This window comes from Mesorhizobium sp. STM 4661 (genome assembly GCF_000359125.1).
GTDB lineage: Bacteria > Pseudomonadota > Alphaproteobacteria > Rhizobiales > Rhizobiaceae > Mesorhizobium.
On the sequence record NZ_CAAF010000080.1, the window covers coordinates 1 to 6,330 of the forward strand.

Consider the following 6,330-nt stretch of genomic DNA (forward strand, 5'->3'; position numbering starts at 1 on the left):
CTGGCGCAACGCATTCGCCCTACGAAGCCCCTCTCCGGCCGCTTCGCGGCCACCTCTCCCCCACCTCTGGCGGGGGCGAGGAACCCAAGTTCTGCAAAAGGCCGTTCAAGCCGCCTCTCGCCGCCGCGACAGCCCCTCGCGAATACACGCCGCAAACTCCATTGCGGCGGGCTCGATGCCATGCTTCGGCAGATGCAGGTTGATCGCGAAATTCGGCAAGGCCGGCAGTTCCGGATCGGACAGAATGTCGAGATCGGCGGGCACGGTGGAGGCCAGCCAGGTGGTGACGGCAAGGTCCGAGCGCACCGTCGCCGTCGTCGCGTCGATATTGCCGTTTTCGAACACGGTGCGCCATTCCAACCCGTTCTCGTCGAGCACCGAAATCACCGCCGGGCGGAAAGCGCAGGTGTCGGCCACCATCGACACCGGCAAGGGGCGCTTGGCCCGGGCGACGCCACCCTTCGCGCCAACCCAGACCAGCCGGTCGATCAGCAGGCATTCGCCGGCGGACGGGCCGACCCGCTCCTCGATCACGGCAAGGTCCATGGTTCCGGCCGCGAGCGCCGCGGCAAGCTCCGGCGAGGACGCGCAGATCAGTGAAATCTCCACTTGCGGATAGGTCTCGGCATAGGTCTTCAGCACTGGCGCCAAAAGGGTGCCGACAAGGTCGTAGGGTACGCCGATCCGAACTTCGCCCGCAACCGCATTGCCGTTCATCTCGGTCCAGATCTCGTCATTGAGCGCGAGCAGGCGCTTGGCCTTGCCGAGCAGCCGTTCGCCGGCGCGCGTCAAGCGCAATCCGCGCCGGTCGCGCTCGAACAGGCCGCAGCCGAGAAGCTCCTCCAGCCGTTTGATCTGCTGGCTCACCGCGCCTTGCGTCAGATGCAGCGCGTTCGCCGCCGCCGTCATGCTGGCTCTGTCGGCGACGGTGACGAAGGTTCGGATCAGTGCAGAATCGAGGTTGCGGATCATGCCGGCATTATATGTGCTAATGCCAAGCATATCAAACATTGCATTTACTGATAGAAGACAATCTCTAGCATGGCGGTTCCATAGAGGAAACGGCATGTTCGAGAGCATCTTCCCGCTTGTCCTGTTCGCGCTCGTCGCAACCTCCACGCCAGGCATGGCCACGACCTTGTCGACGGCGTCCGGAGCCCAGTTCGGCTTTCGCCGCTCGGTTCCGTTGATGGCCGGCAGCGCCGCCGGCCTGGCCTCGGTGGCGGCCGCCGGGGCTGTCGGGCTCGCCGGCCTGCTGGCTGCCGCCCCGTTCCTGCAATTGGCGATGAAGATCGCCGGATCGCTCTACCTTGTCTGGCTTGCCTTCAAGATCGGCCGCGGCGGCCCTCCCAATCTCGACGTGTCGATGGCAAAGCCCAACAGTTTCTTCGGTGGCGCCGGCCTGCAATGGATGAACCCCAAGGGCTGGGCCATGGGGTTGGGTGCGGCGGCATCCTTTGCGGCGCTCGCCAACGGACCTCTGCAACTGGCGCTGTTGCTCGGCGCGGTCTTCGGTCTGGCCGCGGCACTGTCGCTATCATTGTGGTGCGTGGCCGGCACGCTGCTCGCCCGGTTGCTCAGGACCGAGCGGCAATGGCGTGCACTCAACATCGCGCTGGGCCTGCTGCTGGCCGCCTCGGTCATCCCGATGTGGCGGTCGGCCTAACGCTTGAGTTCCTCGCCCCCACGGACGTGGGGGAGAGGTGGCTCGGCGAAGCCGAGACGGAGAGGGGGCCTGGCGAGACGGTGACCAAGTTCTGCAGGGCATTCGCCCTACGAAGCCCCCTCCGTCCGCTTCGCGTCCACCTCTCCCCCGCTTTGCGACCGCTTTGCGGGGGCGAGGAACCCAAATTCTGCGAGGTCGGCGCCAATCCCACCTCGGCTCTCAAGCTGCGTAGCGTGCCGCCGGCTTGTCTGCGTGCAGGCTGCCGTAGAAGCCCTGCCGGGCACTAAGGAAAGCATCCAGCTTGGCCGCATCGGCGAGCCCGGGCGCGGTGACGGCTTCGCCTCTGGCGAGCCCGACAAGCGCGGCATCGACCAGGTCATCGGCCGTCATGATGATTTCCTTTGGAAGCTTGTCGATATCGCTGCCCGCAACTTCCCAGAATTCGGTGCGCGTGGCGCCCGGCAGCACGACCTGCGCCTTCACCCCGGTGCCGGCGACTTCGCGCTGCAAGGCCTCGGTGAAGTTCACGACATAGGCCTTGGTGCCGCTGTAGATGCCGCCGAACGAGGTGTCGAAGGCGAGCACCGAGGCGATGTTGACGATGGCGCCGCGCTTGCGGGCGATCAGGCCCGGCAAAACGGCGCGCGTCAGCCGCGTCAAGGCGACGATATTGACCTTGATCATGCGCTCGGCGAGGTCGGCGTCGGCTGTCGCCACCACTTGCGCCCCGCCGATGCCGGCATTGTTGACCAGCAGCGTGACGCTCTCGTCGGCCGATATCGCCTGCTCGACGCGGCGGACATCCCTATCGTCAGCGAGATCGGCGCTGATGACGCTGACCTTGCTTCTGTAGGCATAGCGCAGCTTCTGCGCCAGTTCCTCGAGCCGGTCGGCGCGGCGCGCCACCAGCACGAGATCATAGCCCTGCCCGGCCAACCGGTCCGCATAGACCGCGCCGATGCCCGACGAGGCGCCGGTGATCACCGCCGTGCCCTTGTTCTGATTGCTCATTGTCCTGATCCTTCTGTTTTTCGACCTTGGCTATAAGTGCGGCGGGCAACGCCCTCACCTGTCTCAAGCCACCAGATTTCATTTAGTGGCATATGCCACTTTTTGGGAAGTAGGTATATGCCACTATCTTGTCAATCGGACTGTCGAAGATTATTTCAGGCAGAATGGGCGAACGCCGTTCGCTCTCCAAGGGAATCACCGTGACCCAAGCCGCCCTGCCCGGCCTGACCCTTTGCAACAACGCCATGCTACGGCGCGCGACGCGCAAGCTTGGCCAGTTCTATGACGATATGCTCGCCCCCTCGGGCCTCAAGGCCACGCAGCAGGGCCTGCTCTATCAGATCCTTATCGGCGACGAGCCGGCGATGGGCGCCATCGCGGCAGCCTTGATCATGGACCTGTCGGCGCTCGGCCATACGCTGAAGCCTCTGATCCGCGACGGCTATGTCGAGACCTTTGCCGACAAGGACGACCGCCGCGTCAAACGCGTGCGGCTGACGCCGCAAGGCCTGATCAAGCTCGATGAGGCCATGAAATTGTGGAGCCTCGCCCAGCAGCGTTTCGAGGCGATGGTCGGCAAGGACGAGGCGGCAAGGCTGCGCGCGGCGCTGGATGACATCGCCGCGCTGGATTTTGACATGCCGCCGGCCGCGCCATCGAAATGAAGCGTCGGCCGGCGATTGGTTCCTAGAGCAATTCCAGGAAAAGTGTGAAACGGTTTTCCTGGGAAAAGCGCAGAGCGCTTTCCCTAGTGAATTGCGTCAAAACAAAGAGATAGAGCGGTTCAGCGTTTCCGCGAAACGATGAACCGCTCTAGGGGCTACTCCGCCGGCATGGCGACGGTCCGGGCCAGCATGCGTCCGGCCAGCACGACGCCTAACCCCACGATCGGGAAGGCGGCGGCGACCAGGCCGAGATCGGCCGGCGCGCCGTAGCGCAGCACCGCACCGCCGACCACCGCGCCCAGCGCCACGCCGAGATAGAGCGCCGAGGCGTTGAGCGACAGCACGATCGGTGCGGCGTCGGGCGCCAGCTTGATGATGCGGCTGGCCTGCGCCGGCGGGAACGCCCAGCCGACGATGCCCCACGGCACCATCATGGCCATCAGCGCCGGTCCGGCAATATGGTGCGGCAGGAAGGCCGGGATGACCGAAAGCATGACCAGCATGGCCGCACTCAGCCCCAGCGACCAGCCGACGGTGCGCGTCGCGCCGAAACGGTCGGCGGCCTGCCCGCCGGCAATGTTGCCGATGACGGCGCCGACACCGAAGGCCAGCAGCATGCCCGGCAGTGCGATCGGGCCCAAGCCCCCGCCTTCGATTGCCAGCGGCGCGACATAGGCAAAGACCGTGAAAGCACCGGTGAGCGCCAGCAGCGTTGTCAGCAGGATCGATGGCACGCCTGGACGAAGTGCCGCCGCCAGCCGCCGCCGGAGCGGCAGCCTGGTGCCGACGATGCCCTGCGGCAGCCGGTACCACAGGATCGCGCCGGCCAGGGCGCCGAGGCCGGCGATGGCAAAGAACGTGCCGCGCCAGCCGGCAATGGTCGCGACAAGCGCGCCGAGTGGCGCGCCGACCGCCACCGCCACCGTGGTGCCGCCGACGACGACCGCAATGGCGCGTGCCCGGTGATGATCGTCGACGAGCGCCACGGCAGTCCCTTGCGCGGTTGCCGCGAACAGGCCTGACGACAGCGCCATGACGATGCGCGCGATCAGCAGCACTTCGAAGGAGGAACTCAACGCCGCCACCAGATTGCCGAGCACGAAGAACACCAGCGTCCACAGGATGACGCGGCGCCGGTCCCATTCGCCGGTCAGCGTCGCCAGGATCGGCGTGCCGACCGCATAGGCGAGCGCGAAGGCGGTGATCAGCGAGCCGGCGAGCGGAATGGAGATGCCGGCATCGGCCGCGATATCCGGCAGCAGGCTGGAAATGACGAAGCCTTCGGTCGAGATCGTGAACGATCCGAGTGCAAGCCAGAAGAGGCGCTTGTCCATGGCGAAATCCTTAGTTCAAAAGTTATTGAACAATTGGACATAACAGGGCATGATGTCAATGAAGCCTGGCGAAAATAGCTGAACCCTGCTGACAGCCCTGTGTCAGGACAGGCCGAGGCAGCGTCAAGGCCGGGTGCACTGGCGTAGGAGCAGATGCGTTGAAATCGGCCCCAATTGTGCTTAGGTCTCAGGCATGACGTTGCCCCATCCCACCGCCGACCAGATCAGCCTGCCGAACGTGCTTGCCGTGCTCGGCGACCCGACCAGGCTCGCCATCGTGCGCTATCTCGCCAGCAAGGAAGGCGTGCCGCTGAATTGCAGCCAGTTCCTCGATCTCGGCTCGAAGACCAATCTCAGCTATCATCTGGCCAAGCTGCGCGAGGCCGGCGTCACCCGCGCCGAGGTGGTCGGCACCAGCCGGCTGATCACGCTGCGCCGCAACGATCTCGACGCCCGCTTTCCGGGCCTGCTCGACAGTGTGATCGCCGCCGCCGCCGAGGATACCGCGCTGCCGATGGTCGGTGGCCACGACGTCGAAATATCAGCCTAAACACCAACCGGGAAGCGACCTTCCAGAACTTGGGTTCCTCGCCCCCACGAGAGTGGGGGAGAGGTGGCCCGGCGAAGCCGGGACGGAGAGGGGGCCTTGACGCTCCCCGATCGTTCAAGGAAGTTTCATTTTCTCTCGACGCGCCGTTGCGAAGAGCCCCCTCTCCGGCCGCTTCGCGGCCACCTCTCCCCCGCTTCGCGGGGGCGAGGAAACGCTGCCTCAACCCACCGGAGCTTCCGATGCGCATCGCCGTCCTCGCCGATATCCACGGCAATGTGCTGGCGCTCGACGCCGTGCTCGACGATCTCAGGCAGCGCGGCGGCGCAGACCTCGTCGTCAATCTCGGCGATTGCGTCTCCGGCCCGCTGTGGCCGCGCGAGACGTTTGCGCGGCTGGAAGCCCTCAACCTGCCGACGGTGCGCGGCAACCATGACCGCCGCGTCGCCGTCGACCCGGCCGACGACCAGATGTGGCCTTCCGACCGCTACGCGCAGGAGCGGCTGACGGCGGCGCAGCGCGAGGCGCTGTTTGCCCTGCCCCTGACCCTGGAGATCGCGCCCGGCGTCATCGCCTTCCACGCCCGGCCCGATCACGACGAAAAATACCTGGCCGACGCGATATCGGATGGCCAGTTGGTGCGTGCGCCGCTGGCCGCCATCAGGCGACGGCTGAAGGGGCTCGACACTTCTTGCCGCATCGTGCTGTGCGGCCACAGCCACCGCGCCGAGCTGATCGGCATTCCCGATGGTCCCGTCATCTTCAACCCCGGCAGCATCGGCTGCCCCGCCTATGACGACGATACGCCGCCGGCGCATGTCTCCGAGCAGGGCACGCCGCATGCGCGCTACGGCATCGTCGAACTGGGCCAACCGGGCCGTCCCGATCGCTTCGAGGCCATTGCAGTCGAATACGATCACGAGGCGGCGGCGCGGCAGGCCGAACAGGCGGGACGGCCAGAATGGGCCCACGCGCTGCGCACCGGGTTCATGCCAGGCTGAGCGAGGCACGAGTTCATGCCGGGCTGAGCGAGGCACGAGTTCATGCCGGGCTGAGCGAAGCTCATGCCCCGGGCTGAGCGAGGCACGAACTCATACCCCGCTTGAG

The 6,330-nt window shown here is 66.0% G+C and carries 7 protein-coding genes; 4 read left to right on the forward strand and 3 right to left on the reverse strand.

Annotation, left to right across the window (positions count from 1 at the left end; genetic code table 11):
- Positions 1 to 105: 105 nt before the first annotated feature.
- Positions 106 to 1,011: a LysR family transcriptional regulator gene (locus MESS4_RS26990; protein WP_006338208.1), complete on the reverse strand. Its 906-nt coding sequence runs from the start codon at positions 1,009 to 1,011 to the stop codon at positions 106 to 108.
- A 55-nt stretch (positions 1,012 to 1,066) separates the two neighbouring features.
- On the opposite strand from MESS4_RS26990, the gene MESS4_RS26995 reads away from it, so the two are divergent.
- The gene (locus MESS4_RS26995; protein WP_006338211.1) at positions 1,067 to 1,666 is read left to right on the forward strand and encodes a LysE family translocator; all 600 of its coding nucleotides are present in this window, start codon (positions 1,067 to 1,069) and stop codon (positions 1,664 to 1,666) included.
- A gap of 219 nt (positions 1,667 to 1,885) precedes the next feature.
- On the opposite strand, the gene MESS4_RS27000 is transcribed toward MESS4_RS26995, so the two are convergent.
- Positions 1,886 to 2,677 carry an SDR family oxidoreductase gene (locus MESS4_RS27000; protein WP_006338212.1) on the reverse strand — a complete coding sequence of 264 codons (792 nt, stop codon included), beginning with the start codon at positions 2,675 to 2,677 and terminating at the stop codon, positions 1,886 to 1,888.
- 200 nt (positions 2,678 to 2,877) lie between these two features.
- Between MESS4_RS27000 and MESS4_RS27005 the strand changes: the two genes are divergently transcribed.
- Positions 2,878 to 3,342: a MarR family winged helix-turn-helix transcriptional regulator gene (locus MESS4_RS27005; protein ID WP_036242293.1), complete on the forward strand. Its 465-nt coding sequence runs from the start codon at positions 2,878 to 2,880 to the stop codon at positions 3,340 to 3,342.
- A 155-nt stretch (positions 3,343 to 3,497) separates the two neighbouring features.
- Here the strand turns inward: MESS4_RS27005 and MESS4_RS27010 are convergent, their stop codons facing one another.
- Positions 3,498 to 4,676, reverse strand: a complete 1,179-nt coding sequence (locus MESS4_RS27010) for an MFS transporter (protein WP_006338216.1) — start codon at positions 4,674 to 4,676, stop codon at positions 3,498 to 3,500.
- Positions 4,677 to 4,869: 193 nt separating this feature from the next.
- Here MESS4_RS27010 and MESS4_RS27015 point away from each other — a divergent pair, with 193 nt between their 5' ends.
- Together MESS4_RS27015 and MESS4_RS27020 are read left to right on the forward strand one after the other, a co-directional pair.
- Positions 4,870 to 5,226, forward strand: a complete 357-nt coding sequence (locus MESS4_RS27015; protein ID WP_006338219.1) for a helix-turn-helix transcriptional regulator — start codon at positions 4,870 to 4,872, stop codon at positions 5,224 to 5,226.
- A 239-nt stretch (positions 5,227 to 5,465) separates the two neighbouring features.
- The gene (locus tag MESS4_RS27020; RefSeq protein WP_006338221.1) at positions 5,466 to 6,224 is read left to right on the forward strand and encodes a metallophosphoesterase family protein; all 759 of its coding nucleotides are present in this window, start codon (positions 5,466 to 5,468) and stop codon (positions 6,222 to 6,224) included.
- Positions 6,225 to 6,330 lie beyond the last annotated feature (106 nt).

Bases quoted from the DNA above. Each gene is read 5' to 3' on its own strand.
- MESS4_RS26990 (WP_006338208.1), bottom strand. From the start codon at position 1,011: ATGTTTGATATGCTTGGCATTAGCACATATAATGCCGGCATGATCCGC.
- MESS4_RS26995 (WP_006338211.1), top strand. From the start codon at position 1,067: ATGTTCGAGAGCATCTTCCCGCTTGTCCTGTTCGCGCTCGTCGCAACC.
- MESS4_RS27000 (WP_006338212.1), bottom strand. From the start codon at position 2,677: ATGAGCAATCAGAACAAGGGCACGGCGGTGATCACCGGCGCCTCGTCG.
- MESS4_RS27010 (WP_006338216.1), bottom strand. From the start codon at position 4,676: ATGGACAAGCGCCTCTTCTGGCTTGCACTCGGATCGTTCACGATCTCG.
- MESS4_RS27015 (WP_006338219.1), top strand. From the start codon at position 4,870: ATGACGTTGCCCCATCCCACCGCCGACCAGATCAGCCTGCCGAACGTG.
- MESS4_RS27020 (WP_006338221.1), top strand. From the start codon at position 5,466: ATGCGCATCGCCGTCCTCGCCGATATCCACGGCAATGTGCTGGCGCTC.